The organism is Arthrobacter sp. sptzw42, assembly GCF_059089685.1.
Genome location: NZ_JBNHEX010000003.1, coordinates 295,828 through 321,727, shown reverse-complemented (window position 1 = coordinate 321,727; position 25,900 = coordinate 295,828). Strand labels below are relative to the sequence as shown.

The 25,900-nt window shown below is 64.8% G+C and carries 16 protein-coding genes; 8 read left to right on the top strand and 8 right to left on the bottom strand.

What is annotated here, in order from left to right; translation table 11 throughout:
• Positions 1-81: 81 nt before the first annotated feature.
• The 3 genes from AC5RT4_RS05545 (at position 82) to AC5RT4_RS05535 (ending at position 2,739) form a co-directional block, all read left to right on the top strand.
• Positions 82-408 (top strand): hypothetical protein, encoded by a 327-nt coding sequence (locus tag AC5RT4_RS05545; protein ID WP_494042156.1) that lies wholly within the window; start codon positions 82-84, stop codon positions 406-408.
• Positions 409-533: 125 nt separating this feature from the next.
• Positions 534-1,007 (top strand): GNAT family N-acetyltransferase, encoded by a 474-nt coding sequence (locus AC5RT4_RS05540; protein ID WP_494105097.1) that lies wholly within the window; start codon positions 534-536, stop codon positions 1,005-1,007.
• A gap of 118 nt (positions 1,008-1,125) precedes the next feature.
• The gene (locus AC5RT4_RS05535; RefSeq protein WP_494105096.1) at positions 1,126-2,739 is read left to right on the top strand and encodes a phospholipase D family protein; all 1,614 of its coding nucleotides are present in this window, start codon (positions 1,126-1,128) and stop codon (positions 2,737-2,739) included.
• Positions 2,740-2,782: 43 nt separating this feature from the next.
• Here AC5RT4_RS05535 and AC5RT4_RS05530 read toward each other — a convergent pair whose 3' ends face one another.
• Positions 2,783-4,249 (bottom strand): HNH endonuclease signature motif containing protein, encoded by a 1,467-nt coding sequence (locus AC5RT4_RS05530; protein WP_494105095.1) that lies wholly within the window; start codon positions 4,247-4,249, stop codon positions 2,783-2,785.
• 171 nt (positions 4,250-4,420) lie between these two features.
• On the opposite strand from AC5RT4_RS05530, the gene AC5RT4_RS05525 reads away from it, so the two are divergent.
• The 3 genes from AC5RT4_RS05525 to fdhA all read left to right on the top strand — a co-directional run bounded on the left by AC5RT4_RS05525 (position 4,421) and on the right by fdhA (position 9,382).
• Positions 4,421-4,987, top strand: coding sequence for a hypothetical protein (locus tag AC5RT4_RS05525; RefSeq protein WP_494105094.1), 567 nt, complete (start codon positions 4,421-4,423; stop codon positions 4,985-4,987).
• Positions 4,984-7,884, top strand: a complete 2,901-nt coding sequence (locus tag AC5RT4_RS05520) for an ATP-binding cassette domain-containing protein (protein WP_494105093.1) — start codon at positions 4,984-4,986, stop codon at positions 7,882-7,884. Before AC5RT4_RS05525 ends, AC5RT4_RS05520 begins: the two co-directional genes overlap by 4 nt.
• Positions 7,885-8,164: 280 nt before the next feature.
• The gene (fdhA, locus tag AC5RT4_RS05515; protein WP_494105092.1) at positions 8,165-9,382 is read left to right on the top strand and encodes a formaldehyde dehydrogenase, glutathione-independent; all 1,218 of its coding nucleotides are present in this window, start codon (positions 8,165-8,167) and stop codon (positions 9,380-9,382) included.
• A gap of 82 nt (positions 9,383-9,464) precedes the next feature.
• Here fdhA and metH read toward each other — a convergent pair whose 3' ends face one another.
• From metH to AC5RT4_RS05495, 4 genes are all read right to left on the bottom strand, one after another.
• Positions 9,465-13,112: a methionine synthase gene (gene metH, locus AC5RT4_RS05510; protein WP_494105091.1), complete on the bottom strand. Its 3,648-nt coding sequence runs from the start codon at positions 13,110-13,112 to the stop codon at positions 9,465-9,467.
• A 334-nt stretch (positions 13,113-13,446) separates the two neighbouring features.
• Positions 13,447-15,180: an AIPR family protein gene (locus tag AC5RT4_RS05505; protein ID WP_494105090.1), complete on the bottom strand. Its 1,734-nt coding sequence runs from the start codon at positions 15,178-15,180 to the stop codon at positions 13,447-13,449.
• A gap of 200 nt (positions 15,181-15,380) precedes the next feature.
• Complete coding sequence (locus AC5RT4_RS05500; protein WP_494105089.1) at positions 15,381-17,399, bottom strand: ABC transporter ATP-binding protein; 2,019 nt, start codon at positions 17,397-17,399, stop codon at positions 15,381-15,383.
• The gene (locus AC5RT4_RS05495) at positions 17,396-19,129 is read right to left on the bottom strand and encodes an ABC transporter ATP-binding protein (protein ID WP_494105152.1); all 1,734 of its coding nucleotides are present in this window, start codon (positions 19,127-19,129) and stop codon (positions 17,396-17,398) included. The genes AC5RT4_RS05500 and AC5RT4_RS05495 overlap by 4 nt, the downstream gene beginning before the upstream one ends.
• Before the next feature lie 190 nt (positions 19,130-19,319).
• Between AC5RT4_RS05495 and AC5RT4_RS05490 the strand changes: the two genes are divergently transcribed.
• Positions 19,320-20,495: a serine hydrolase domain-containing protein gene (locus tag AC5RT4_RS05490; protein WP_494105088.1), complete on the top strand. Its 1,176-nt coding sequence runs from the start codon at positions 19,320-19,322 to the stop codon at positions 20,493-20,495.
• A gap of 57 nt (positions 20,496-20,552) precedes the next feature.
• Here the strand turns inward: AC5RT4_RS05490 and AC5RT4_RS05485 are convergent, their stop codons facing one another.
• Genes AC5RT4_RS05485 through AC5RT4_RS05475 form a run of 3 tightly spaced genes read right to left on the bottom strand, consistent with a single transcriptional unit; the run spans position 20,553 to position 24,387 of the window.
• Positions 20,553-22,205 carry an amidohydrolase gene (locus tag AC5RT4_RS05485; RefSeq protein ID WP_494105087.1) on the bottom strand — a complete coding sequence of 551 codons (1,653 nt, stop codon included), beginning with the start codon at positions 22,203-22,205 and terminating at the stop codon, positions 20,553-20,555.
• Positions 22,206-22,254: 49 nt separating this feature from the next.
• Positions 22,255-22,896, bottom strand: coding sequence for a TetR/AcrR family transcriptional regulator (locus tag AC5RT4_RS05480; protein ID WP_494105086.1), 642 nt, complete (start codon positions 22,894-22,896; stop codon positions 22,255-22,257).
• 15 nt (positions 22,897-22,911) lie between these two features.
• On the bottom strand, positions 22,912-24,387 hold the full coding sequence (locus tag AC5RT4_RS05475) for an APC family permease (protein ID WP_494105085.1): 1,476 nt from the start codon (positions 24,385-24,387) through the stop codon (positions 22,912-22,914).
• Positions 24,388-24,529: 142 nt separating this feature from the next.
• Here AC5RT4_RS05475 and AC5RT4_RS05470 point away from each other — a divergent pair, with 142 nt between their 5' ends.
• Positions 24,530-25,888 carry an MFS transporter gene (locus AC5RT4_RS05470; protein WP_494105084.1) on the top strand — a complete coding sequence of 453 codons (1,359 nt, stop codon included), beginning with the start codon at positions 24,530-24,532 and terminating at the stop codon, positions 25,886-25,888.
• Positions 25,889-25,900 lie beyond the last annotated feature (12 nt).

The window sequence follows — 25,900 nt, the reverse complement described above, 5'->3', positions numbered from 1 at the left end:
ATTCAGCCCGCCGATGTGGCCGCCACGACGCGCACAACTCGGGCACAGAGCCGGCCCAGCAATCGTGGGGAGCTGGCTTTGGTGCAAAAAACTACTAAAGCTACGCGCACCTGGTTGGGACTGGCCTTGGTTTCCGCCGTCCTGCTGGGCGGCCTCATCCTCGCCCAGTTCGCCGCCACAACGAGAAGTTTGTATGCCGCTTGCCTGGCCGTTGGACAGGACTTTGACCGGAACTTTCGTCTTCGGCACCCTCACGACGGCCTGCCGGTCTTTCCGCTGCACAACAGGTGCAACGCTGCCTATGACCTCGTTCCCGAATGGGTCAACCCTGCGTTGACTGTGCTGGCAGTGGTGGTGATCATCTCGCTGATTGGTCTGCTCTTCAGCCGTATAAAGGAACCGCTCTAGGTTCCGGGCAGTTGGACGCGGCGCAGGACCAGAAGGAGGCGAACGGCGGCAGGAGATGTGGCGTTGACCGCCGGCGAGGTGGCTGACGGCGTAGGCGTCACCTGGCCCGCGGTAAGTTTGTGGCCATGATTTCCATTGACCGGGACGACCCCGCACGGGGCGACGTCCGCCAGCTCCTGAGCGAGCATCTGGCTGACATGTTCGCCACCTCGCCTGCCGAAAGCGTCCACGCCCTGGACCACTCCGCGCTGACCGCGCCGTCGATCACGTTCTGGACCGCACGTGAAGACAGCGATCTGTTGGGTTGCGGCGCGCTCAAACTGCTGGACTCCCCGCCCGGTGCCGCACAGCACGGCGAGATCAAGTCCATGCGCACTACAGCGACGGCGCGGGGACGGGGCGTCGCCACAAGCATGCTCAGGCACATCCTCGATGACGCCCGGAGCCGGAACTTCGAGCGGGTCTACCTGGAAACCGGCACCGAGGACTACTTTGCTCCCGCGCGGCGCCTGTATTCCCGCCACGGCTTCACCGAGTGCCCGCCCTTCGCCGACTATGCCCTGGACCCCCACAGCGTTTTTATGGAACTGCGACTCTAGGCGGGGGCTCAGATCCGTTGCGCCCAGCCCGCAGCGGCCATCGGTTCACTCGCCGTCGTAGGCTACTGGATAGGCGGGACGCCTAGTGACGGGCCTCGGGCCCCGGAAGGGACATCGAGTGGGCAGTGATCCTGGTACATGGTTCTTGAGTGGCGGTGAGCGGGGGAACGCAGCCACCCACGTGCACGCGGAAGATGCTGGATCGGCGGCCTGGTCAAAGGGCAACCTCGTGCGGCCCCTGGTTCACGGGGCCATCTACTTTGCCCGGCTGCATGAGGAGCTGACGGCTCTGAACGCGGGCGATCGCGTGTGGTTCACCGACTGGCGTGGCGACGGCGACGAGCGGCTGACGCCGGACGGCCCGACGATCGGTAACTTGCTGGCTCAGTTAGCCCGGGCCGGAGTGGAAGTACGCGGCCTGATCTGGAGATCCCACGGAGAGCGCGTCTCGGCGCCGATGAGCTGGCGGTCAAACGAGCTCCTCAGCCGCCAAATCAACGACGCCGGCGGTGAGGTGCTGCTCGACCAGCGCGTGCGGCTCTTCGGCTGCCATCACCAGAAACTGTTCGTTATCCGCCGTCGCGACGACCCTTCCCGGGACGTCGCGTTCGTGGGCGGTATCGACCTCTCCCACGGCCGCCGGGACGATGCCGACCACGCGGGCGACCCCCAGGCGGTGGATATGGACTCCCGCTACGGCAAGCAGCCTCCGTGGCACGATGCTGCCCTTGAACTGCGCGGCCCGGTTGTGGCGGATGTGCTGGAGTTGTTCGCTGAACGGTGGAACGATCCTCATCCCCTGGACCGGCGCACACCGTACCGGATGCTGCTGCAACGCCTTGCTGACATGCCCCGACATCCCGAGCCCCTGCCGGAGACTGCACCGCCACCGCCACCTGCCGGCCCTCACGCAGTGCAACTGCTGCGCACCTACGGCGTGAAGCATCCGCCGTTCCCGTTCGCTCCCGGCGGTGAACGGAGCGTCGCCCGGGCCTACACAAAGGCTTTCGCCCAGGCCCGCTCACTGATTTACATCGAGGACCAGTACCTGTGGTCGGCAGAGGTCGCCGCGGGAATCGCAGCCGCCCTCGAGCAGAACCCCGGACTGAACGTGATCGCCGTGGTGCCCCGTTACCCGGACTCAGACGGTCCGCTTGGCGGTCCGCCCAAGAGGCTCGGGCAGTTGCGTGCCATCGAGACTATAAGCCGCGTCGCGCCCGAGAGGTTCGGCGTGTTCAATCTGGAGAACAAAGCCGGGACTCCGATCTATATCCATGCCAAAATCTGCATTATTGACGACACCTGGTTCACGTGTGGATCCGACAACTTCAACCGTCGATCCTGGACCACGGACAGCGAGCTGACCTGCGCGGTTATGGATACCTCCCCTGTCCAGGGGGAGGCGACCGGCGCGGGCGCTCGTTCTGAGGCTGCCCAACCGTTGGCCCAAAGGCTCCGGCGCCAACTGTGGGCCGAACACCTGGGCCTCGATGAGAACGACCCCCAGCTCGACGACCCTGCGGGCGCGCTGGGCCTGTGGAATGCTGCCGCTGATGCTTTGGATCATTGGCACACAACGGGCCGCCGTTCGCCCCGCCCTTCAGGCCAAGTACGGCACCACGTCACCGAACCCGTGTCGCGGTTTCAGCGTTTCTGGGCCGATCCTGTCAACCGCTTCCTGGTGGATCCGGACGGCCACCCCCGCAAGATGCGCGGGACCACCCAGTTCTAGGAGAGGAGAACGCGCGAGGGATGCTACGAGGCGGCCAAAAGCATCAAGCGGCGAGGCACGCCCCGATTGCCTTTTCCAAAGGGCTGTCAGTAGCGCGCAGAAAGTCACGCGGCAGGCCGTATCGCGGCAGGCGTGGTGGCAGGAGTGGCGGTTCCCGGTCCGGCTGTTCGGCCGGGTAGTACCGGCCGGTGGGTGAAATCCAGCCGGGCGGCTCATCCTTCGTGGCCGGCGTCGGCGTCCACGTGGAGCGGTGTTTGAGGCGGTGGTGTTTTGGGCACGCCTGTCCAAGGTTGCTGACCCCGGTGGTGCCGCCGTGCTGGTACGCGGTGAGATGGTCAAAGTCATTGTCCAGGCTGTGGTTGCTGCAGCCCGGGAAGGTACATCTGCCGTCCCGCATCTTGAGCCACCGCTTGATCGCTTCCGGGAGCCGGTAGTTGGTGTGCCCGATCTCCAGCGGCGCTCCGTCGCGGGGATCGACCAAAACCCGGTAAAACGAGCCGGCACCGTCGGCAAGAAGCCGGCGAGCCATCGACGGCGGGACCGGGCCAAGCCCATCGACGTCAGCGGGTTCGTCAGTGAGGCCCAGGAGGGAGAAGACCGGGACAGTAACGAGCACTTCAGCTTTAGGAGAGGGCACGTCCCCGGCTTTCTGAGTCGCGTTGCCCAGCAGCAGCCCGCCGCCGACGTCGGCGCGCAACTGTGCAAGGTCTCGTGTTTCGTGTGGGCCTTGAAGGCCGCGGGCGATGGCGGTGGTCCTGTTCCAGATGGCGCAGGCTGTGTCCCCCGGGAGGTAGAGCGAGATCCAGGCCATGCCATCCCGGTCCGGGCTGTACTCCATCCGCCGGTCCAGGAGCTTTTCCGCATGGCGTTTCTCAAGGGACTCGGGGTGGTGGCGTTCGCGCCACGCCCGGACCTTCCGCCGGAACCGGGCAGGCACCAACTCTCCCGGTGCGGCACCCCGGGCCGATGCGTCCGGACCGAAGAAGTGCGCTTCCAAAGCAGCGGCTGCTGCGGGGGTTAGGCCGGTTGTTTCCTCCACCACGATGCGGGCGTGCTGCCAGTTGATGCTGCCGGTTTGCAGCGCCTCTAGTGCCGACGGAAGCGACGTGGTCAGCGCATGGGCTTCTCCCAGGAGGGCGGAAGCGGCGCGTCCGCCAATGGTCAGTACGCCGGCGACTTCCGCCACCAGGCTCATCTCCTGCGCCGACGTCTCATACGCGCTGGCGGGCGGGCCCTCAAGCACGGTTGCAACCTCCGCGTAGGCGGCCACCAGCCTCACTTTCGCAGCGGCCGTCGCGGCCTCAACCCGTGCCAGTACCTCCAACCCCGCCAAGCACGCTTCGGACAACTCCTGGACCGGATCAGTATCAGCATCGAGAAAACGTCCTTCCGCTGCAGCCAAAGGACAGGCAACAACACCGGCAAGCTCATCCACCAGCCCGGCCACCGACGCTACGGCAGCCGCCACCGCGGCCCTGCCTCCCGCATCGATAACCACACCTGCTTCCATACACAAAGCATCGCAGGGGGGTCTGACAATTCGGGACCTACGACGGCAGGACCCTCCCGCCGTCGTACGTCTCGATCTGAAGGTGCAAGCGACGGGCAACAGCGCGGTCCGCTAACGTCATACAACGAGACAGCCTCGGGATCAGGACAAGCAACGCCCTACCCTTGACTGGTGACTTTGACTAGGATCCGCACCGCCGCCGCGACCTCCCTCGCCGCCGCTGGTCTCCTCTTTTCCCTTGCCGCCTGTTCCGCTCCGGCCACCCAGCCAGCGGCCTCTGAACCCGCCGCCCCAACCACCTCAGCGAGCGCCACGTCATCGGCCGCCGCCGACGCCCCGTGCGACGGCGTGAAGGTCATCGTCGATTCGGGCGCCTTGGACCAGGCCGCTGCCGATAGCTCCACTTGCGTTCCCGTAACCGAGCCGACAGTGGCAACCGACTTGCTCGCCAAGGCCAACGTGAAGACCGAGGGTACTGCCAAATACCCCACTGAACTGGTGTGCCGGGTGAACGGCGTGCCCGCCGCGGACTTCGACATCGAACACAAGGGCGGCAAGTACCGGGAAGAATGCAAAGATGCGCCCGCCGCCTTCGCCTACTGGGCACTCTGGGTCAAGCCGGCCGACGGTGAGTGGGCCTACGCCCAGGAAGGCCACTCCACCCTGAAGGTAAGCCCGGGAGAGAGCCTGGAACTGCTGTTCACGGTCGACGGCGAACCGGCCACCCCCGCAGCATGACCTTCCGACCCGCGCCGTTACGGGCAGGGGCGGCCCTCGCCGTCATTTTCGTAGCGGCGCGGGTCATCTACCGGGTCCTCTTTAACGGAACCGGCATCGGCAGCCCCGTCCTGCTCAACCTGCCGCAGGTGCCACTGCCGGCCCCGTACGCCCATGTGGTCCTCCTCGGCCCGGTCACCGCACCCGGCCTGTGGGCGGCAGTCCTGTCCGCCCTGCCGATCGCCGGGATGATCCTCGCCTTCGGCATGCTCAACGCCTGCGTGGACGTGACCCGCGTCTTCATGCGCCTGGCACGCGGCGGGCCCGTGCAGGGCATCGCCCGGATTCTGGTGGTGGCCTGGGCGGCGCTCCCCGCACTTTCCGACGCCGTAACCTCCGTGCGCCTGGCCTTCCGGTTGCGGGGTGAACGCTTCGGAGCCCGTGCCCTGGTGCCCGTACTCGAGCGCACTCTCGAGCACGCTGGCCGGGTTGCCGCAGCCCTCGAGCTGCGCGGCTTCGGGAGCCGGGCCTTACACAAAGCCGGGGACGACGACGGCGGCCCGCTTCTGGTGCGCGACGCCCAGTTCCGCATCGGTGACGCACGGGTGGCCGTCGACGAATTCACCCCGTCGAGCGGATCCATCAACGTCATCACCGGACCGACCGGTTCCGGCAAATCCACCATCCTCCGGGGCATCTCCGGCCTCCTTCCCCACGCTGACGGCGGCGACAACTCCGGCACGGTACGTGTCGCCGGAACGGACCGTGCCGCCACTCCCCCGCGCGATACGGCCGGCCTCGTCGGCGTCGTCCTGCAGAATCCCCGCGCCGCCTTCGCCACCACCCGGGTCCGGGACGAGATTTCCCTCGCCCTGGAGCTGCGCGGCGTGCCGTCCGCCGCGGCCAAAGCCCGTGTGCTGGACGTGGCCGAAAGTATCGGGGTGTCGGCGCTGCTGGACCGGAATCTCAGCACCCTCTCGGCAGGCGAAGCAACGCTCGTGGCCATCGCCGCCGCGGTGGTGGAGCACCCGCCCCTGCTCCTGGTGGACGAGCCCCTGGCCGACCTCGACACTTCAGCGCGCGGGCGTGTCATCACCGTGCTTCACGCGCTCGCCCGCGATGCAGGTGTCTGCATCATCGCGGCCGAGCACCGGGCGGAAGCGCTCGTACCCGTTGCCGATTCCTGGTGGACCATCGAGGACGGCGCCCTGGTCCCGGGTGTTGCACCAGCCACGTCCTCGCGGGCTGCCCAAATCCTTCTGTCGCCATTCGAGCCACCGCAGAACGAGCCCGTGCTGACGGCGACAAACCTCGCGGTACACCGGAAGGGCAAGCCGCTGGTGCGCGACGCCTCCCTCACCCTGCACCGCGGTGAAGTGGTCGCCCTCGTGGGGCCGAACGGTGCCGGAAAGTCGTCCCTGCTTGTCGCCCTCGCCCTCGGTGAAGGCACCGGCGCAGTAACAACTGTCGACGGCGGCACGGACGACGGCGGCCGGGTCGCCCTGGTGCCGGACGCCTCGGATGACCTCTTCACCAGGGACACGGTCGCGGGAGAGCTCCGCGCAGCCGACCGGCGCCAGGCACGCGCTGAGCGCCAGGCAGAACGAAAAGGCGCGCATCGTCGTCGCCCTGGCAGCGACGGGAGATCTCCGATGCCGGCGGCGTCACGCCTCGCCCGGTTGCGCGGGGACGTAACGATTCCGGTTGGGCACGAGCATCCCCGGGACCTCTCCGCCGGCGAGCGCAGGATCCTGGCCATCGCACTGCAGACCATGGACGATCCGCAGGTGCTCCTGATCGATGAGCCCACCCGCGGCCTCGATCAGGAGGCGCGCACAGCAGTAGCGGGTGCGCTGCGGGCGGCAGCGGACGCCGGTGCCGCGGTCCTGATCGCTACCCACGACCTCGACTTTGCACACGGTCTCGGCGCCCGGATCCTCCCTATGCGCGACGGCGTGGCGCCTTCACCGGTGCCGGCAAACGCTCCCGAACCGGTCCTTCCCACTTTCCAGCCTGCAGGCGCGGGACTGAAGACCAAGGCCATCGAGGAACAAGCAGTCTCCCACACCCCACAAAGGCAGCACCGCATTCAGATGCCACGCGCCGTCGAACTCGCAGTCTTAGCCGCCGCAAACCTGCTGGCCCTCGCCGCCTTCTGCTGGCCCTTGCTCGCAACAGCCCTCCCCCAGGACGCCGCCGCGGCGCTCCCCTACGCGGCCCTGGCGATGGCGCCGCTCGCCGTCGTCGCCATCATGGTGTCCCTCGACGGCTCGGTACGATCCGCGCACATGGTGGCGCTGCTCGGCGTCCTGGCAGCAGTCGGTTCCGCGGTGCGGGTAGCGAGTACCGGCGTCGGGGGCGTGGAGGCGGTTTTTATCCTGCTGATCCTGGCGGGCCGGGCGTTCGGTGCCCGGTTCGGCCTGCTCCTCGGCGCCGCCACCATTGCCGTCTCCAGTGCCTTGTGGGGCGGCGTCGGGCCCTGGACGCCGTTCCAGATCTTCGCCTGCGCATGGGTAGGCGCAGGGGCCGGCCTGCTCCCCCGACGTGTGCGCGGAAAGGCGGAACTGTGGATGCTGTGCGGCTACGGCGTCGTAGCGTCCTACCTGTTCGGCCTGATGACCAACCTGTGGTTCTGGCCCTTTGCCGTCGGTGCCGGCACCGGCATCTCCTACCAGCCCGGCGCCCCGCTCAGCACCAACCTGAGCAGCTTCCTGCTGTACTCGATGGTGACGTCGACGGCGGGCTGGGACACCCTACGTGCCATCACCACCATCATTGGTATCGCCGTGATCGGCAGGGCCGTGTTGGCCGCGTTCCGGCGGGTGAAGCCGGTCTCCTGTCTGGGCGGAAACGCCGGCGGAGGCACTGCGCACAATGAGTCCGTGCAGGTCAGGGACCGGCAACAACTGAGGGCCTGAGAATCCTGCCTTGATCAATGGCCGTCCGCCGCGAAGCAATCATGCAGCAAATCTGCACGGTGATTTACAAAATTTTGCGCTTTTATTGCAGCTGTTGTGACCCTAGTCTCATCAAAGCTGTCCCGTGCGCGTAAAGGGTGCTTCGGTGGCCTAAAACCTGGGGAGGTATGGCCATCGAAGCACCGCTTTCGGGCTATGGGGCAGTGCCTGCAATTTTGCCGGACCAGTGCAAGGCCATCCGATCGGAAGGCTTTGCACCCCACAACCAACAGGAGTGTCCATGTCAGGAAACAGAGCCGTCGCCTACAAAGAACCCGGTGTCGTCGAAATCATCAACACCGAATACCCGACGTTGGAACTCAAGGATGGCCCCGGCGTTAACCCGGCCAATGTGGGCCGAAAAGTACCCCACGGCGCGATCCTGCGCACAGTGACCACCAACATCTGCGGCTCGGACCAGCACATGGTGCGGGGCCGGACCACAGCTCCCAAGGACCTCGTCCTCGGCCACGAGATCACCGGTGAAGTGGTGGAAGTCGGTCCGGACGTGGAGTTCATCAAGGTGGGAGACATCGTCTCCGTACCTTTCAACATCTCCTGCGGCCGTTGCCGGAACTGCAAGGAGCGCAAGACCGGGATCTGCCTGAACGTGAACCCGGACCGCCCGGGCAGCGCCTACGGTTACGTGGACATGGGCGGCTGGGTGGGCGGCCAGGCGGAATACGTGCTGGTCCCCTACGCTGACTGGAACCTGCTCAAGTTCCCGGACCGCGACCAGGCCCTGGAAAAGATCATGGACCTCACCATGCTTTCCGATATCTTCCCCACCGGCTTCCACGGCGCGGTCACTGCCGGAGTGGGCGTCGGATCCACCGTTTACATTGCCGGTGCCGGCCCGGTGGGCCTCGCAGCCGCCGTGGGCGCGCAGCTGCTCGGTGCCGCCGTCGTGATTGTCGCTGACATGAACGAAGACCGGCTGGCCCAGGCCCGCTCCTTCGGCTGCGAAACGGTGAACGTCTCCAACGGCGATCCGAAGGACCAAATCGAGCAGATCCTGGGCGTCCCCGAAGTGGATTGCGGCGTGGACGCCGTAGGGTTCGAAGCCCGGGGACACGGCAAGGACGCCTCACATGAAGCCCCGGCCACCGTACTGAACTCACTGATGGACATCACCGCCGCTGGCGGGGCCCTGGGCATTCCCGGACTCTACGTCACGGGCGACCCCGGTGGAATCGACGACGCCGCCAAGCACGGCTCCCTGTCGCTGTCCTTGGGTACCGGGTGGGCGAAGTCCCTGTCCTTCACCACCGGCCAGTGCCCTGTCATGTCGTACAACCGCCAGCTGATGATGGCCATCCTGCACGACAAGGTCCAGATCGCGAAGGCAGTAAACGCCACAGCCATCCCGCTGGAGGAAGCACCCCGCGGCTACGCCGAATTCGACGCCGGCTCGGCAACGAAATTCGTGCTGAACCCGAACGGATACGTCAAGGCGTAGAACCGCAGCAGAAGGGGCCGGGGACAGCGAAGTGAGCACCACCTAGTGCAAACCTCGCCGTCCCCGGCCCCACCGCTTTAACTCACACCTTGAAGTACTTCGCCTCCGGGTGGTGGAACACGAACGCGTCGGTGGACTGCTCGGGGTGCAACATCAGCTCATCGCTAAGGATCACGCCCATCCGCTCGGGCTTCAGCAGCTCCGTCACCTTGCGGCGGTCCTCCATGTCCGGGCACGCGGGGTAGCCGAGCGAGAACCGGGCACCGCGGTAGTCAAGCTTGAAATACCCTGCCGTGTCCTTCGGCTCCTCGGCGGCGAAGCCCAGCTCCTTGCGGATACGGGCATGCCAGAACTCGGCCAGCGCCTCGGTGAGCTGCATGACCAGGCCGTTGAGCTCGTAGTAGTCGCGGTACTGGTTGGCGGCGAACATCTTCGACGTAAACTCTTCGATCTTCGAACCGGCGGTGACCAGCTGGACCGGCAGCACGTCGATCTGCCCGGACTCGCGGGACTTCACGAAGTCGGCCAGGCACAGGTGCCGGTCGCGGCGCTGGCGCGGGAAGTCGAAGCGGAGCCGGTCGGTGCCGATCGGGCCGCCTGAACCACCGTCCGGGGCGAGAAGACCAGCGGTGCCGAGGACGCCGTCGCGATCCTCCCCGTGGTGCAGCACCACCACCTGCTCCCCCTCGGAGACAACCGGGAAGTAGCCGTAGGCGACGGAGGCGTCCAGCATGCCCTCGGCGAGGATGCGGTCCAGCCAGTAGCGCAGGCGCGGCCGGCCCTCGCGTTCCACCAGTTCCTCGTAGGAGGCGCCGTCCTCGCCGCGGCCGGGCTTGAGCCCCCACTGGCCCATGAAGGTGGCGCGCTCGTCGAGGAACGCGGAGTAGTCGTGGAGCGAGACGCCGCGCACGATGCGGGTGCCCCAGAACGGCGGGGCGGGCACGGGGTTGTCGGTGGCGACGTCGGACCGGCCCGGCATGGCTTCCGGCTCGGTCACGGTGAACTTGGCCCCGCCTTTGTGGATGCGCTTCTTCAGCGGCGGTAGGCCGACGTCGTCCGGGGACGCGCCGCGGGCAACCTTCACCAGCGGCTCCATGAGGGCGAGGCCCTCGAAGGCGTCCTTGGCGTACCGGACCACGCCGTCGAACTGCTCGGCCAGGTCCTGCTCCACGTAGGCGCGGGTAAGGGCGGCGCCGCCAAGGATCACGGGCCACTTCTTCGCCAAGCCGCGGGACTGCAGCTCGGCGAGGTTTTCCTTCATCACCACGGTGGACTTCACCAGCAGCCCGGACATGCCGATCACGTCGGCGTTGTGTTCCTCGGCCGCGGCCATGATCTCGGCGATGCCCTGCTTGATGCCGATGTTGACTACCTTGTAGCCGTTGTTGGTGAGGATGATGTCCACCAGGTTCTTGCCGATATCGTGCACGTCGCCGCGCACGGTGGCGATCACCATCGTGCCCTTGCCGGAGGAGTCCGATTTCTCCATGTGCGGCTCGAGCAGGGCGACGGCGTTCTTCATCACCTCGGCGGACTGCAGCACGAACGGCAGCTGCATCTCACCGGCGCCGAAGCGTTCGCCCACCACCTTCATGCCCTCGAGCAGGTGGTCGTTGATGATGCCGAGCGGGGTCAGGCCCTCGCTGCGGGCCAGGTCCAGGTCCGCCTCGAGGCCCTTGCCTTCACCGTCGATGATGCGCCGCTCAAGGCGCGCGCCCGTGGGCAGCGCGGCGAGTTCGGCAGCGCGCTGGTCCTTGAGCGCTGCGGTGTCGACGCCGGCGAACATGTCGAGCATGATGGCGAGGGGATCGTAGGTGGTGTTGCCGTCGGCGTCGTATTCGCGGCGGTCCCAGACCAGGTCCAGGGCCACCTTGCGCTGGTCTTCCGGGATCGAGGCGAGCGGGACGATCTTGGCGGCGTCGATGATGCCGCTGGTCAGGCCCGCTTCGGTGGCCTCGTGGAGGAAGACGGAGTTCAGGACGATGCGCGCGGCCGGGTTCAGGCCGAAGGAGACGTTGGAGACACCCAGGGTGGTGTTGATGCCGGGGTACTTGGCGGTGATCTGGCGGATGGCTTCGATGGTTTCGATGCCGTCCCGGCGGGTTTCTTCCTGGCCGGTGGCGACGGGGAAGGTCAGGGCGTCCACGATGATGTCCTCGACGCGCACGCCCCATTCGCCCACCAGGGCATCGACGAGGCGGGAGGCAATGGCCACCTTGCCGTCGCTGGTGCGGGCCTGGCCCTGTTCGTCGATGGTCAGGGCGATGACGGCGGTGCCGTGTTCCTTGACCAGCGGCATGATGCGGGCGAAGCGGCTGTTGGGGCCGTCGCCGTCCTCGTAGTTGACGGAGTTGACCACCGGGCGGCCGCCGATGAGTTCCAGGCCGGCCTGCAGGACGGGAGGTTCGGTGGAGTCGATGACCAGCGGGAGGGTGGAGGCTGACGCGAAACGGGAGACGATCTCCTTAACGTCCGCGACGCCGTCGCGCCCCACGTAGTCCACGCAAACGTCCAGAAGGTGCGCGCCGACGCGGATCTGCTCGCGGGCGATGTCCACGCAGTCGTCCCACCGCTCTTCGAGCATCGCCTGGCGGAAGGCCTTGGAGCCGTTGGCGTTGGTGCGCTCACCGATGGCGAGGTACGCGGATTCCTGGTCGAAGTTCACGTGCTGATAGAGGGAGGCGATGCCGGCTTCGCGCTCGGTGGGGACGCGGGCGGGCTGCGTCTTGTCGCTGCCGGCCTTCGTCGCCTGGGCGCGGAAGGGCGCAAGGCGTTCGACGACGGCGGCCATGTGCTCCGGCGTCGTACCGCAGCAGCCGCCCACCAGGCCCAGGCCGAATTCGCGGACGAACTGCTCGTGCGCGGTGGCGAGCTCGGTGGGTGAGAGCGGGTAGTGCGCGCCGTTGGCGCCGAGGACGGGCAGGCCGGCGTTGGGCATGCAGGCGATGGCGACGGAGGACTGCTTGGAGAGGTGGCGGAGGTGCTCGCTCATCTCGTCCGGGCCGGTGGCGCAGTTCAGGCCGATGGCGTCGACGCCGAGCGGTTCGAGGGCTGTGAGTGCGGCGCCGATTTCGGAACCCATGAGCATGGTGCCGGTGGTCTCGACGGTGACTTCGACGAAGATGGGGAGCCGGACGCCGCGGGAAACGATGGCCTGCTTGCAGCCGTTGACCGCGGCCTTGGTCTGCAGGAGGTCCTGGCTGGTTTCGATGAGGAACGCGTCGGCGCCGCCGTCGATGAGGCCCTCGGCCTGCAGGGCGAAGGTCCGCTTGAGGTAGTCGTAGCTGGTGTGCCCGAGGCTGGGGAGCTTGGTGCCGGGGCCCATGGAGCCGAGGACCCAGCGCATCCGGCCGTCTGTTTTCTCTGCAGCTTCCGCGCGTTCGCGGGCGATCTTTGCACCCTTGCGGGCGAGTTCCTCGATGCGGTCGTCGATGCCGTAGTCGGAGAGGTTGGACCAGTTGGCGCCGAAGGTGTTGGTCTCCACGGCGTCGATGCCGGTGGCGAAGTAGGCGTCGTGGATGTCCGCGATGACGTCCGGGCGGGTGTCGTTGAGGATCTCGTTGCAGCCTTCCAGTCCCTGGAAGTCTGTTTCGAGGGTGAGGTCCCGGCCCTGCAGCATGGTGCCCATGGCGCCGTCGGCGATGACCACGCTGTGGTTCACGGCGTCCAGGAGTTCCTGGGCGCGGGCAGGGCGGGGCACGGATTCGATGTCAAGCGCAAACCGGGGCATCAAACAAGGCTACGCGTGGGGGCTGGAACGTTGCGCTGTGTGTCTATGTACTACGACGGAGGTTGGTCTTTCTGGGACGTGCAGTGTCACCGATGGGTGACACTCAGAAGGAATACCGGTTCTTAGAGGACGACGGGAGTTTAGCTCGCGCCATGAACGACAAGGGGACCCAAGGCCTATCGATTTAAGGCATCCGCGACGGAGTGCTGGCGGCCGCTGCTAGTAGCGAAGGGCTGGCGGTCCCATAGCTCACCTGCCGCGGCCTAATGAAGAGAAGCTGGATCCCGGGACGGCGATACGTTTTTGCCGCCCCGGGCCTCCTGAACGCAGTAGATTAACCGAGAATCCAGGGCTTGCTCTTTGCCAAGGCGCGGGCTGTGGCGGCTTCTTCTGCCACACGCTTCGTGAACGTCGCCAACTTGGAAAAGTCGCGAGTCAGGTCATTTCCGTCTGATGCATCGACCACTACTTTGGCTGCCGTTGTAAATATCGCCTCACTATGGTTCGGGCTCCAGAGAAGTGCGGCAAATGCTGCTGCAGCCTTCTTTTGCGCAGCGCTATTGAACGGCTCCAACCGATTCCCTACCACAAGGTGCCTGACAGCCTGTAATAGATGATAGCGGACGGGCTTCAACTCATTCCTAAGGACACCGCTGCGGAACAGGGCTTCGCTCCGGAAAAGGGCAACAGCTGCAGCGTAATAGCTTTCAAGTTCATGATCGTCGTTGAAAAGGCGTTCACCGAGGACGGAATAGAGTGTCGAGTAATAGCGACTGGCACGGTTTGGTTCATCAAGAAAGACCGACGCAAAGGATTTAACCAATTGAGCTCGAGTTACAACTCGGCTTCTGGGTGTATTCGAAATTGCTCGATACTGTTGCGATCGTCGCTCATAGTAAAGACGTTCCGCTTCAGAATACGTAGCAAAAAAAGCTTCCAGCTTCCTCTGGAACTGAAGAAGGGAGTACAGATCTTCCGTCTTTACTTGGCTTTGGCTATTAGTAGCATCAGTGATTTGGGTCGCAATCGAATCATCCTGAGTGACGATAATCCGTACCGGAATTGTCACATCCGCGAGCGATTCCCTTGCTTCGAACAAAACATTTGACGTCTGGCAGCCATTTACGATTTGAAAATCTTCAAGAGTGAAATCGTCACCCAAGACTGTTGCGGCCTTAGCCACAATCGTAACACCGTTGTTGAGTACACTGAAGCGGTCGCCGCTATTCTCGATAGATGTTCTAATCTTCGCGTTCACAGGGTTATTAGAACCCTGAAAATCACGAACATTATCCTCGAAAATACCCCTCCGGAGATCACCATCCACGTCCCTAATTATTTGAAGGAACTGCGACCCGGGCAGCACTCCGATGTATGATTGTTGAACGCCCTCTATTTTTGGCAGGGTCACTTTGCTTGAGAAGGTGAAATTCACCTCAGTTTTACTGTGCGCGGCCCTGTACATATCCTGAAGCTGATTAGCCCCCACCGGGGTGAATACTACCTTCGAAAACATATTTGTATCTTCTAATCGCTCAACGGATGTGGCGATCTTTTTTTGCAGAAAAGTATCATCGCTCCACCTGCCCGGCGTGACATAGTACAGGTGGCATGTTGGATTCCGCTTCAGACGCATTCCAAGGCTGAGAAGCTTGGTAGTCAGTTCCTTCGCTTCCCGCAGGCTGCCGTGCACCTCATCGTTTTGGAAGAAGGAACGAACTTCATCGGCGAAGTCGGCCATGCGGGCGCCTTCGAATTTCCCACTGGTCTTGCTTTGGATGAAGTAGAAGTCGACATCAATACTGCTGCCACTCTTAGTCAGCTCATCCAGCTCATCAGGCGAGCTGATTAGAGCTCCATTAGTGACGATGGCTAGAGAATCAATACCAGGGGTACTGTCTTGCCCAACCGCCACATCATCGGTCGATAGGCTCTCATGTAATTTTGGGGCGATCACGGAAAATGCAGCGAAGTGCTCAAACGCTTCATGATTCTTGAGGTGTTGTAACTGCTCTTGCTCTATGAATGAATTCAGGAGAGATTCCGTGATCCGGTCCAAAGTCGCCAATGAGTACCTTTCTATTATTCGGTCCCCGAGGACGGGGCGTAGAACTTTCAGTTATTTTCAAATAGTACCGTCATCACTCTTTTCATCCAATTATCTGTAACAACCGGTTCACCCTGCTTGGGCATCCGAAGCAGGGCGGCAAAATACGTGTAATTAGGGAGGACCTGGGTCCGTAAGTCAGCAAGACTGCTAATCCTGCCTCAAACCTCCGCCACCGGCGCCGCAAACTGCGCCTCGTACAACCGCGCGTAGGCCCCACCGGCAGCAAGTAGTGAAGCGTGCGTCCCCTGCTCAACTATCTGGCCGGCCTCCATCACCAGGATGAGGTCGGCGTCGCGGATGGTGGACAGGCGGTGGGCGATCACAAACGAAGTCCTGTCCGACCGCAAGGCACTCATGGCCTTCTGCACCAGCACCTCGGTCCGGGTGTCCACCGAAGACGTCGCCTCGTCCAGGATCAGCACCGAAGGCCGGGCCAGGAAAGCCCGCGCAATCGTCAGCAGCTGTTTCTCCCCCGCGGACACGTTGCCACCCTCGTCCTCCAGCACCGTGTCATACCCCTCCGGCAGTGACCGCACGAACCGGTCCACATACGTCGCCCGCGCTGCCTCCAGGATTTCGGATTCAGTAGCCGAAGGCCGGCCGTAGCCGATGTTGTCCCGGATTGTCCCGCCGAACAGCCACGTATCCTGCAGCACCATGCCCATCCGCGAGCGCAGCTCCCGCCGCGGCACCGAGGTGACGTCCACGCCGTCGAGCGTTATCCGCCCGGCATCCAGCTCGTAGAACCGCATCATCAGGTTCACCAGCGTGGTCTTGCCTGCCCCGGTGGGCCCCACGATCGCCACCGTCTGCCCCGGCTCCGCTACCAAAGAAAGCCCACTGATCAGCGGCTTGTCCGGCGAATACCGGAATGACACGTCCTCGAATACCAGCCGCCCGCGCCCGAACACCGGCGCAGTAGAGGCAGGTGGCTCAACAGATTCCTCCTCCTCGTCCAGCAGCTCGAACACCCGCTCGGCCGAGGCCACCCCCGACTGCAGCACGTTGGCCATGGACCCCAGCTGCGCCAGCGGCATGGTGAACTGCCGCGAGTACTGGATGAACGCCTGCACGTCACCCAGCTGCATGGCCCCGGAGGCCACCTGTAGGCCGCCCACCACCGCGATCCCCACGTACACCAGGTTCCCGATGAACGTCATGGCCGGCATGATCAGCCCGGAAATGAATTGCGCCCCGAAGCTGGCATCATAGAGTTCCGCGTTCTTCTGCCGGAACCGCTCCCCCACTTCCTGCTGCCGGCCGAACACCTTCACCAGCGCATGCCCGGTGTACGTCTCCTCGATCTGCCCGTTCAGCTCCCCCGTGTGCTTCCACTGCGCCACGAACAGCTTCTGGGAGCGCTTGGCGATCAGCGCCGTGATCCCCAGCGTCAGCGGAATGGTCACCAGCGCGATCAGCGCCAGCGTGGGCGAGAGGATCACCATCATTACCAGCACGCCCAGCACCGTCAGCACGGACGTGACCGCCTGGCTGATGGTCTGCTGCAGGCTCTGCGAGATGTTGTCCACGTCGTTCGTGACCCGGCTCAGCAGCTCACCGCGCTGGATCGAGTCGAAATACCGCAGCGGCAGCCGGTGGATCTTCGCCTCGACCTCCCCGCGCAGCCCGAACACCGTCCGCTGCACCACCCCGTTCAGCACATAAGCCTGCACCCACATGAACGCCGACGACAGCACATACAGCACCAGCGCCCACATCAGCACGCTGCCCAGCGCAGCAAAGTCGATCCCCTGCCCCGGCACCAGGTCCATCGCGGTGAGCATATCCGCGCGCTGCCCCTCGCCGGAGGCCCGCAGCTGCGCGATCACCTGCTCCTTGCTGGCCCCCGGCGGAAGCTCGCGGGAGACGACGCCGGCGAAGATCAGGTTGGTGCCCTCCCCCAGCAGCCGCGGCCCGATCACGGACAGCGCCACGCCGGCCACCGCCGTCACGAACACCAGCAGCAGCCACGCCCACTCCGGCCGCAGCGTCCCCAGCAGCCGCTTGGCCGACGGCCAGAAGTTCATCGCCTTCTCCGCCGGGACGTTCATCCCCGCGAAGGGCCCGCCGCGCCCCGGGCCGCCTGCCGGTCGCGGGATGCGTACGACGGCGGCACTTCCTGGTGCGGAGGCGGGCGCGGCCTTGGTGCCGGTTCCGGGAGAGGTCTGGCGGCTCATACCGTCTCCTCCGCCGCCAGCTGAGACGAGACGATCTCACGGTACGTTTCGGACGTCTCCAGCAGCTCGGCGTGCGTTCCGCGCCCCACGATCCTGCCGCCGTCGAGCACTAGGATCTGGTCCGCGTCCACAATGCTGGACACGCGCTGAGCGATGATCACCAGCGTGGCGCCGGCGGTGCTGCGCTTGAGGGCCTGCCGGAGCCGGGCGTCGGTGCCGGTGTCCAGCGAGGAGAACGAGTCGTCGAAGATGTACAGCTCGGGCCGCTTCACCAGGGCCCGGGCGATGGCCAGCCGCTGCCGCTGGCCGCCGGAGACGTTGGTGCCGCCCTGGCTGATGGGCGCGTCCAGGCCCTCGTCCATCCGCTCCACGAAGTCCCGGGCCTGCGCAATCTCCAGCGCCTCCCACAGCTCGTCCTCGGTGGCGTCCGGCTTGCCGTAGAGCAGGTTGCTGCGGACGGTGCCGCTGAACAGGTAGGGCCGCTGGGGGACCAGGCCGATGTGCCCCCAGAGCAGGTCCGGGTGCAGCTCGCGGACGTCCACGCCGTCGATCCGCACCGAGCCGCTGGTGGCGTCGAACAGCCGGGGCATCAGGTTCACCAAGGTGGTCTTGCCGGAGCCGGTGCTGCCGATGATCGCCGTCGTCCGGCCGGCCCTGGCGGTGAAACTGATCCCGGTGAGGACCGGCTGGTCGGCACCCGGGTAGGCGAATCCGACGTCGCGCATTTCCAGCTCGCCGCGGCGCACCTCGCTGCTCAGGGGATTGGCGGGCGGGCGGACACTGGACTCCGTGGCCAGCACCTCGCCGATGCGGTCCCCGGAAACGGCCGCGCGCGGAATCATCACGGCCATGAACGTGGCCATCATGACCGACATCAGGATCTGGATCAGATAGCTGAGGAACGCGATGAGTGTGCCCACCTGCATGGAGCCGTCGCGGATGCGGAACGAGCCGAACCAAATCACGGCCACGCTGGAGACGTTCAGGACCAGCATCACCACCGGGAACGCGAGCGCCATCAGCCGGCCGGCCCGCAGGGCGGTGTCCGTGACGTCCTCGTTGGCGCGGGCGAAGCGTCCGATCTCGATGTCCTCGCGGACGAAGGCGCGGACCACACGGATGCCGGTGAGCTGCTCGCGGAGGACGCGGTTCACGGTGTCGATCCGCTTCTGCATCGTCCGGAACAGCGGGACCATCCGGACGGTGATCAGGGCCACAGCAACCAGCAGCACCGGGACGGCGACGGCGATCAGCCAGGACAGCTGCACGTCCTGCCGGATGGCCATGATCACGCCGCCGATGCTGAGCATGGGCGCCGTGACCAGCATGGTGGCGGACATCAGCACCAGCTGCTGGACCTGCTGGACGTCGTTGGTGGAGCGGGTGATCAGGCTGGGTGCGCCGAATCTGGTGACTTCCTGCTCGGAGAACTCCCCCACCCTGGTGAAGATGGCGTTCCGGAGGTCCCGGCCCACGCCCATGGCGGCCTTCGCGGCGAAGTAGACGGCGATAATGGCGCAGACGATCTGCAGCAGGGTGATTCCCAGCATCACGGCGCCGAGGCTGAGGATGTACCCGACGTTCCCCTTGGCCACGCCCTCGTCGATGATGTCGGCATTCAGGGTGGGCAGGTACAGGGACGCGATGGACTGCGCCAGCTGGAAAACCACGACGGCGGCCAGCAGCTTCCGGTGCGGGCGGACGTATTCAACAAGCAGCTTCCAAAGCATGGGCGGCTCCCGGTCCTCGGCGCTGGCCCGAAGGCTCATAGGGACGTGATGCGAAGGTCAGTTTACGTCCGGCGGCTGGGAACCGGACTCTTGGGGCGCGCAAAAAAGGAATGCTGGCATAATCTATAAGCGAACCTCATTCGCTTTATCTGATTACCCTCATGTACGCCGCATCCAACGGAGGAAACGCATGGCAACCTCAGGTGCCAAACAAGGCATGATCACCGTGGAGACCTGGCAGGAACCGAAGAATTTGCCGTGGTCTTTCCAGCACATGGAGCAGCTGTTTCCCACCGCCGCTATTAGGGCAAGCGGTTTTCCCCCCAGTGAACTGGCAAAGGAGGCCCGGGATTTCGGTGGCCTTCAGGTGAATCTCCCCGGCGGTGAAGTCACCACCGCGGCCTCGGTCATTGCCACCACCAACACGGATGCCTGGCTGGTCCTCCACGGCAACAAGGTGCTTGCCGAAGAGTACTTCGGCGGCATGGGCCCAGACAGAAGGCACCTGCTGATGTCCGTCAGCAAGTCCATGGTCTCTGCCGTTGCAGGCGCCCTGGTGGCTCAAGGCAAAATTGACACTTCCGAACGGCTGGACCACTACATCCCTGAGCTGGTGGCCAGCGGCTACCGAGGCGCGACCGTCAGGGACGCCCTGGACATGCGCAGCGGAATCAAGTTCTCGGAGGACTATCTGAACCACACCTCCGAGGTGCGGCAGCTGGACAAGGCCGTGGGCTGGGGGCCCCGCCTGCCCGGGGATGCGGCCTCGCTGAAGCAGTTCCTGGTCACGCTGCGGCAGGAACGCGAACACGGCGGTCCTTTTGCGTACCGCAGCTGCGAGACCGATGTACTGGGCTGGCTGTGCGAGGCGGTGAGCGGCCGAAGCTTCGCCGAGCTCGCCTCCGAACTGCTCTGGTCGCCGCTTGGCGCCCGCCATGACGCTCACATCACAACCGATGACGCGGGCACCGGGATGTTCGACGGAGGTATCAGCGCCACGCTCAAAGACATGGCCCGTTTCGGAGCGATGATCCGCGATGGCGGAGTCTCCCTGGGCGGCCAGCGGGTTCTGGAGTCCGATTGGGTTGACGATATTTTCGCCGGCGGACTGGACTCCGGCGAAGCGTTCGCCGCATCGAAGGAATCGGAAACCATGCCCGGAGGGAAGTACCGGAGCCAGTTTTGGTTCCTCTCCGGCGACTGGGAGACGGCGTACTGCCTGGGCATCCATGGACAAATGGTTTATATCAACCGGCGGTCGGGAGTGGTGGGGGTCAAGTTCTCCTCCACAGCCCAGCCCGTTGACGCGGTGGCAGGCCCCGCCGCCGCAGCCATGTTCGAAGCTATCAGCGAAGCCCTCGCCTGACGCGCTGCGCACGAATGGCGGGCGGCCCCGGCCGCCCGCCACCTGGATGCTTGGCTCTCAGGCGGCAGAGCCTGCTCCCGCAACAGCCCCCTGCCTGTCCACCACCACGTCGCCGTCCACCATGGTGAGGACGACGGGGGCGTGCGCAAACTCATCGGGGTCGGTTGTCAACGGATTGCAACCAAAGATGGTCAGATCGGCCCGGGCACCCACGGCCAGCTCGCCGCCCTCCTCGCCTACAGACTGCCAGTACTGGCTGGTGTAGCCCTCCAGTGCAGCACGGGCGGAAAGTGCCTGCTGCGGTTGGACGGGTTCGACGTCGGGCCGGCCTGCGGGCCGCCGGGTCTGGGCGGCGGCAATGATCCCGCGGGGATCGAATGGCGCGATGGGCCAGTCCGAACCGAGGGCAACCACAGCCCCGGCGTCGCGAAGATCGCGCGTCCGCCAGGCAAGGTTGGCGCGCTCCGCACCCAGCCTGCGTGACCAGTTGTCGGTGTGGTCCGCGCGGCTGTACAAAGTGCAGTGCGTGGGCTGCAGGCTGGTAGTGGCACCGGCGTCGACAATCTCTTCCAGGACAGAGTCCGGAATGGATTCGACGTGCTCGATCCGGTGCACCGTCCCGTTCGGAACCAGCGCTCCGATGGCCTGTGCCACGAAAGCAACGGCCTTGTCCCCAATGGCATGCGTCGCAGTGGGGATGCCCTTCTCATGGAAGAACCGCATTGCTGCGGCAAGGTCCTCGGGCTGCCGCCATAGCGGGTCCAGCGACTCGCCATGCGTGTCGGCGTCGAACAGCCATGCGGTGCCGTTGTCGATGGTGCCGTCCATCATGAGCTTGATGCCATGGACATGCCACCGGCGCCCGCTCCGTCCCTGTAACGCCAGCATGGCGTCAAGGTCCTGCTGAGTGGCTCCCGGCATGATCCATGGCGAAACCCGCAGCCGGATGGCGAGCTCACCCCGCTCTTCCAGAGCCTCGAGCAGATCAAGGGAATCGGCATGCGCGAAATCCAGCATCTGCCCCGCCACCAGGCCCGACCCGGCCATGGAGCGCAGGAGCCCGTCCAGCTCCTCGACGCGCTGTTCGAAGGACAGCTCGGGGAGGATAGCGCGGACCAAGTCCATGGCAGCCATTTCGTAAAGCATCCCGTTCGGTTTTCCGCCGGCGTCCACCCCCACGTATCCGGAACTGTCGAGCCGCTCCTGCCCTGTGACGCCGGCGAGCCGGATCCCCGCGTCGGAAACCAACGCCGCGTGTGCGTCGAACAGGGTGATGAATACCAGCTCTTCATCCAGGATTCCCCGGAAAAGGCTGTTGCTGCAGTCGCCATCGCCGAAGACCACAGGATCGAGCCCCCAGGCAAAGAGCCAGTCCTCACCCAGGGTATGGGGCGTTGCCTCGGCATACTCTGCGAGCGCACCACGGACTGCGTCGAGTTCCGTAACCCCACTCAGGTCCAGGCCCTGGGCTACGCTCGCACCCAGTACAGGGTGGATGTGGGCGTCGACCAGCCCCGGCGTGACGGTGGCGTCTCCCACGTCGATCACGCGCCCGGCGCGCGCAACCCAGTCCGGCGCGTCCCAGGAAGGTCCGACTGCGGCGATACACCCCTCCGCGACGGCTACGAATCCGCTCATTTCCTGGAGCTTCTTACCATAAAGGATGCTGGACGAGAGGATGACGACGTCGATGGGATGAGCGGTGTTCAAGACTGGCTCCTGTAGGGGTTGGCTGGATTGCGGCGACCCCAGGGACAACTCAGGAGTCGCGGCCGATGGCCGCCTGCAGTCCGGCCGACAGGACGTCGGCCAGGAATGCGAAGCGGTCCACATGGTTTGTTGCTACGGCTTGCTGGGCAGCGGACAGATGGGGGTACATCGGCCGGTCTTCCTCCGCAATGCTCCAGGCGGATTCCATGGTGAGGGCGTCGAGGCTGGCGCCGATGGCTGCACTGTCCAGCGTCTCGATAGTGGGAACAACAAGGTGTTCCGGCACGCCTGCCCGGATGAATGCCGCTGCAAACCGGTTGTAGAGGACGAGCGCCGCCGGATGCGATACCGGCTGGGCGAGCAGTTGCGGGAGAAGCGCAGGTACCTGGCTGTAGGCAATCCTGAGCGCCTCGAAAATCTGACGGACGGCCCCATCCAGGTCGCCTGCAGGTATTTCCGGAATCCGGACCTTCTCCACCAGGGATCCCCGGGCGAGCTCGATGATTTCCTGGCGACCTGTGACGTGCTTGTAGAACGAAGACTGCCGGACCCCGAGTCGCTCTGCGAGGCGCGGAATCGAGAGTCCTTCTTCCTTCTCGAACATCTCCAGTGCTGCACTGCCGATGGCCTTGCGTGAAAGCCTTGGGCTCAGCGGCCGTCCCATTCGGCTGGTCTTTTCGGGAGTCTGCATGTCCCAAGACTATGCTCAACAATCTGCGTGGCCGATCCGCTGATAAGCGGCCGGATTAATGCGCCGCAACACCACGGCCAGGACCATCCCGGCAACACAGACCAGCGGCGCCGTGACCAGGAGTGCAGTGTTGATGGGGTCGCCGTCCGGCAGCCCGGTGATCAGTTCCGCATTGTCCAGCATCAGGTAGGCAACCACGCACATCACCAGGCTTGCGGCTACTGCGGAAGGAATGACGTACCAGCGCAGCCCGTGGTCCCGGCGGCGTGCGAAGAAGACCACCACCCCGACGCCGGTGAGCGCCTGCAGGAGCAGGATCCCCACCACGCCGGGCGTGTTGGCCCAAATGAGGAACTGCGTGAAGGGGTCAAGGTGGAGGAGGGCCGCGCCCGCCACAAGGGCCAGCGAAAGCAGTGTCTGTTCGAATCCGGCAACGGAGGGTGTGCCGTGGCGCGGGCTGATGCGGCCGGAGCGCTTGGGAAAAATACCTTCGCGGCTTAAGGACAAGGTGTACCGGTTGATGGTGTTGTGGAAAGAGAGCTGGGACGCGAAGATGCTGGTCACGATCAGCACACTCATGAGGTTCACGCACCATTCACCGGCAAAGGTTCCAGCCATGATGTAGGCGGTGTCGCCCGTGTCCAGGTGTCCGGCAGCGAACTCCTGGATGGCCTGCGGTCCGAAGGCCTGGACAATAACCCATACCGAGAATGCGTAGAAGGCGCCAATAAAGGCGATGGAAAAGTAGGTGGCGCGGGGGACGCTCCTGTCCGGGTCACGGGCTTCTTCGCGGTAAAGGGCACCGGACTCGAAACCCATAAAAGCGGAGAAACCGAGGGCCAGGACAGCGGCGAACTGCGGGGAGAAGATGGCGTCAGGGCTGAAAGAATCGAAGCTGAGGCCTTCGGCGCCTCCCTGGGCCAGGACGTAGGCCGCGACGAGGGCAACGATGGCGGTTTCGAGGGTAAGCAGGACGGCGAGGACTTTCGCGCCGACGTCGATCCCCCGCCAGCCCAGGTACCAGACGGCACCGATCGCCACGAGGGCGTAGGCCCACCAGGGAAGTTCAACGCCAGTCAGCGATTTCACCGCCAGATCGGCCTGGATTCCCAACAGTCCGTAGAGCCCGATCTGGATGCCGTTATAGCTCATCCAGGCGGTAAGGCCGGAGCCTAGTCCGACCACCCGTCCCAGGGATTTGGCGATGTAGCCGTAGAAGCCGCTGTAGGACTTTACGTGCCGGGTAAGCGCCATGAAGCCGATGGCGAAGAGGGTCAGGCCCAGGCCGGCAGCTATATAGATCACGGGGGCGCCGACGCCTCCCACCGCAAGTGCGAGCGGGGCGATGCCGACCACGATGGTCAGCGGCGCCGCCGCTGACACCAACATGAACACGATATCGCGGGTTCCGATTGCGTTCTTTTTCAGTCCGGCCATAGGGGCGGAGTTTGCGGAAGGCGTCTTTGCCGCCGCTTGATTAGTGAATGCCATTCACTTATTGTTGACCCGGGTCACATGCTGCGTCAAGAGCGCGGCCGCCCTCCCCAAACACAATGCAGCCGAGACGTCGGCCACCTACCTTCGGTGCAACGGTGCGCCGAAGCAGACACCTTCCCGTAACCCAAGGATTCCCATGAGCAATGTCTCGCAACAGGACCGGGCTGTGCGCAAGCACACCTCGCTCCCCGCAGTTGCTGCATCCAGCCTCGCCGGCACCGCAGTGGAGTGGTACGACTTTTTCCTCTACGGCACGGCAGCTGCCCTGGTTTTCAACAAACTCTTCTTTCCCAGCGCCGATCCCTTTGTCGGTACCATGCTGGCCCTTGGAACCTTCGCCGCAGGGTTCGTGGCCCGCCCCCTGGGAGCGATCGTCCTCGGCCACCTGGGTGACAAGCACGGGCGCAAGTCGACGCTGGTGGCGAGCCTTCTTTTGATGGGCATTGCTACATCACTGATCGCTTTCATCCCGCCCTACGCTGCCATTGGCATCGCCGCTCCACTGATCCTCCTTTTCCTGCGCCTTGTACAGGGTTTCGCGCTCGGCGGCGAATGGGGCGGCGCCGTCCTGCTTGTCTCCGAATACAGTGACCACAGCACCAAGCGCGCGTTCTGGGCTTCGTGGCCGAACGTCGGGCCTCCCCTCGGCAACCTCATGGCGGCCGGCGTCCTCGCTGTCCTGGCGGCGGCCATGCCGCAGGCGGAATTCCTGGCCTGGGGCTGGCGTATCGCTTTCGGGCTCTCGGCGCTGCTCGTCATCATCGGACTGGTTCTGCGGCTGTATGTCCAGGAGACACCCCTCTTCCTGGCGTCGCAGGCAAAGACAGACGCCGACCACGCGAAGCAGGCAAAACTTCCCCTGATGGCCCTGTTCCGCGGCCACTGGAAAGAGATCCTCATCGCCGCCGGAAGCCGGATGGGAGAGAACGCGGGCTTCTACATCTATTCGCTGTTCCTCATCACTTACGTCACGGAGATCCTGAAGCTGGACCGGCAGACCGGCCTCACCGCCGTCATGATCGGCCAAGGCGTAGCAGTCGTCGCGATTCCCCTCCTGGCAATCTTCGCCGACCGCATCGGGCGCAAACCCATGATGGTTGGCGCCTCGGTGGCCACTGCAGTCTGGGGCTTCGCCTTCTTCGCCCTCCTGGACTCACGCCAGCCGGGCCTGATTATCCTGGCGGCTGTGGGCGGACTGCTGATTTTCGCCGCTTACAGCTCAGTCATCGGAGCCTTCTTTTCTGAGCTGTTCCCCACGAAGGTCCGCTACAGCGGAACCTCGGTGGCGTACAACGTGGCCTCGCTGATCGCAGGCTCCCTATCCCCCATTATTGCCCTTGCCCTCTACCAGGCGTTCGGCTCGGGCCAGGCCATCGCGCTCTATCTGGTGGTCATGGGGGTCATCTCCATCGTGGCGGTTTCCTTCGCCAGGGAAACCAGGGACATCAGACTCAGTGAGCTCGACGAGGTGCCCGACACGGTGTCACAACCATGACCGCCACTACTT

Excerpts from the sequence above, each read along its gene's own strand:
- fdhA (WP_494105092.1), top strand. The coding sequence starts at position 8,165 with ATGTCAGGAAACAGAGCCGTCGCCTACAAAGAACCCGGTGTCGTCGAA.
- AC5RT4_RS05490 (WP_494105088.1), top strand. The coding sequence starts at position 19,320 with ATGGCAACCTCAGGTGCCAAACAAGGCATGATCACCGTGGAGACCTGG.
- AC5RT4_RS05495 (WP_494105152.1), bottom strand. The coding sequence starts at position 19,129 with ATGCTTTGGAAGCTGCTTGTTGAATACGTCCGCCCGCACCGGAAGCTG.
- AC5RT4_RS05500 (WP_494105089.1), bottom strand. The coding sequence starts at position 17,399 with ATGAGCCGCCAGACCTCTCCCGGAACCGGCACCAAGGCCGCGCCCGCC.
- AC5RT4_RS05530 (WP_494105095.1), bottom strand. The coding sequence starts at position 4,249 with ATGGAAGCAGGTGTGGTTATCGATGCGGGAGGCAGGGCCGCGGTGGCG.
- AC5RT4_RS05470 (WP_494105084.1), top strand. The coding sequence starts at position 24,530 with ATGAGCAATGTCTCGCAACAGGACCGGGCTGTGCGCAAGCACACCTCG.
- AC5RT4_RS05540 (WP_494105097.1), top strand. The coding sequence starts at position 534 with ATGATTTCCATTGACCGGGACGACCCCGCACGGGGCGACGTCCGCCAG.
- AC5RT4_RS05520 (WP_494105093.1), top strand. The coding sequence starts at position 4,984 with ATGACCTTCCGACCCGCGCCGTTACGGGCAGGGGCGGCCCTCGCCGTC.
- metH (WP_494105091.1), bottom strand. The coding sequence starts at position 13,112 with ATGCCCCGGTTTGCGCTTGACATCGAATCCGTGCCCCGCCCTGCCCGC.
- AC5RT4_RS05480 (WP_494105086.1), bottom strand. The coding sequence starts at position 22,896 with ATGCAGACTCCCGAAAAGACCAGCCGAATGGGACGGCCGCTGAGCCCA.
- AC5RT4_RS05475 (WP_494105085.1), bottom strand. The coding sequence starts at position 24,387 with ATGGCATTCACTAATCAAGCGGCGGCAAAGACGCCTTCCGCAAACTCC.